Annotated in this window: 3 protein-coding genes; all 3 read left to right on the top strand. The window is 72.9% G+C overall.

Annotated features, from left to right (window positions below):
* The first annotated feature begins 326 nt into the window (after nt 1-326).
* Nucleotides 327-713: a nuclear transport factor 2 family protein gene (locus ACFV4N_RS42850; protein ID WP_499678432.1), complete on the top strand. Its 387-nt coding sequence runs from the start codon at nt 327-329 to the stop codon at nt 711-713.
* Nucleotides 713-1,621 (top strand): sulfate adenylyltransferase subunit CysD, encoded by a 909-nt coding sequence (gene cysD, locus ACFV4N_RS42845; protein ID WP_499678431.1) that lies wholly within the window; start codon nt 713-715, stop codon nt 1,619-1,621. Before ACFV4N_RS42850 ends, cysD begins: the two co-directional genes overlap by 1 nt.
* On the top strand, nt 1,621-2,349 hold a 729-nt coding region (locus ACFV4N_RS42840; protein WP_499678430.1), incomplete at its 3' end, for a GTP-binding protein. The genes cysD and ACFV4N_RS42840, both read left to right, overlap by 1 nt.

Here is a 2,349-nt window from a genome sequence, read left to right as displayed (position 1 = left end):
TTTTCCAACCCCACCCCGCAACCCGATTTGTATTAAGGTCTGGTGGGCTGGTTTTTTTTTATCAGACCCCGCGACCCGGGGGCCGCCCCCCGCCCATGGGGCGCGGGGCGCAACCCGTTGCGCGCCAAGCGACCCCGGGTTGCGCCGCTTCGCCGCGCGCCCGGGATCGCCGCGCACCCTGAACGCTTGGCCCCTCGCGGGCGCCGCACCTAGCCTCCTCGGCACGAGGTCGGGGAGCGGCGGTGAGGCAGCCCCCTCGACCGGACGGACCCCGCCCCTCCCGAAAGACCCCCTGCGGCGGGCGTTCCCCGATGGCAGGAGGAGCTGTGGCGCAACCCCTGGTGAACGCGGTGTCCCCCGACGAGGCCGTGGCCGCGGTGCGGAAGTACTACGAGCTGGTCGACTCCGGCGACGTGGCCGGCCTGCTGGACCTGTTCGCCCCCGACGCGGAGTACCGGCGACCCGGCTACCCGCCGCTGGTCGGCCGGGAGCAGCTGGCGCGCTTCTACGGCGAGGACCGGGTGATCCGCGAGGGCAGGCACTCCGTCACGACCGTCGTGGCCTCGGGCGCCGAGGTCGCGGTGACCGGCCGGTTCACCGGTGCGCTCAAGGACGGCAGCGAGGTGGACCTCCAGTTCGCCGACTTCTTCACCGTCGGGGCCGACGGGCGGTTCGCCGACCGGCAGACCTTCTTCTACGCCCCCCTGGTCTGATGGGGGCGCGGACCCCCGGCCACCTCGACCGGCTGGAGGCGGAGAGCGTCCACGTCATCCGCGAGGCCGTCGCCGAGTCCGAGCGGCCGGTGCTGCTCTACTCCATCGGCAAGGACAGCTCGGTGCTGCTGCACCTGGCCATGCTCGCCTTCCACCCGGCCAAGCCGCCCTTCCCGCTGCTGCACGTGGACACCACGTGGAAGTTCCGCGAGATGATCGGGTTCCGCGACCGCACCGCGCGCGAACTCGGCCTGGACCTGGTCGTGCACCGCAACCCCGAGTGCGTGCGCCTGGGCATCAACCCGTTCACCCACGGCAGCGCGCTGCACACCACCCTGTGGAAGACCGAGGGCCTCAAGCAGGCCCTGGACGAGCACCGCTTCGACCTCGCCTTCGGCGGCGCCCGCCGCGACGAGGAGCGCTCGCGCGCCAAGGAACGCGTGTTCTCGCTGCGCTCGCCCGGCCACCACTGGGACCCCAGGCGGCAGCGCCCCGAGCTGTGGCGGCTCTACAACGCCCGCAAGCGGCCGGGCGAGACGGTGCGCGTGTTCCCCCTGTCGAACTGGACGGAGCTGGACGTCTGGCTCTACATCCGGTCGCGCGGCATCCCCGTGGTGCCGCTGTACTTCGCCGCACCGCGCCCCGTCGTGCGGCGCGACGGCGCCCTGATCGCGGTGGACGACGACCGGATGCCGCTGGAGCCCGGCGAGGTGCCGCGACGGCTGTCGGTGCGGTTCCGCACCCTCGGCTGCTACCCGCTGACCGGCGCGGTCGAGAGCACCGCGGCCACGCTGCCCGAGGTGATCCGGGAGCTGCTCGCGACCCCGGTGTCCGAGCGGCAGGGGCGCGTCATCGACCGCGACGCCTCGGCGTCGATGGAGCGCAAGAAGCAGGAGGGCTACTTCTGATGGTCGACGTCCCCGCGGACCGGCTCGACGAGCACCTGGCCGCCCACGAGCGCAAGGACCTGCTGCGCTTCCTCACCTGCGGCAGCGTGGACGACGGCAAGAGCACGCTGCTGGGCAGGCTGCTCCACGACGCCGGGCTGGTCCTGGCCGACCAGCTCGCGGCGGTGCGCTCGGGCCCGGCGGGCGAACCGGACCTGGCGCTGCTCGTCGACGGCCTCCAGGCCGAGCGGGAGCAGGGCATCACCATCGACGTCGCCCACCGCTACTTCACCACCGACCGGCGCAAGTTCATCGTCGCCGACACCCCCGGCCACGAGCAGTACACCCGCAACATGGTCACCGGCGCCTCGACGGCGGACCTCGCCGTCGTCCTGGTCGACGCCCGCAAGGGCGTGGTGCGCCAGACCCGCAGGCACAGCTGCGTGGTGGCCCTGCTCGGCATCCGGCGGGTCGTGCTCGCGGTCAACAAGCTCGACCTGTGCGGCTGGGACGAGCAGGTGTTCGCCGAGGTCGAGCGGGACTACCGCGCGTTCGCCCGGGAAGTCGGCGTCGACCACGTGACCTGCGTGCCCGTCTCCGCCCTGCACGGCGACAACGTGGTGACGCCCAGCGCCAACACGCCCTGGTACGGCGGCCCGACGCTGCTGCGACACCTCGAGGAGACGCCGGTGGACGGCGGCGACACCGGCCCGTTCCGGCTGGCCGTCCAGCACGTGGCCCGGCCGGAC

It is taken from the genome of Actinosynnema sp. NPDC059797 (assembly GCF_042732085.1).
Taxonomy (GTDB): Bacteria; Actinomycetota; Actinomycetes; order Mycobacteriales; family Pseudonocardiaceae; genus Actinosynnema.
Note: the sequence above shows the minus strand (reverse complement) of the source record. Positions and strands in the feature narration are given on the sequence as shown.

Bases quoted from the DNA above. Each gene is read 5' to 3' on its own strand.
- cysD (WP_499678431.1), top strand. From the start codon at position 713: ATGGGGGCGCGGACCCCCGGCCACCTCGACCGGCTGGAGGCGGAGAGC.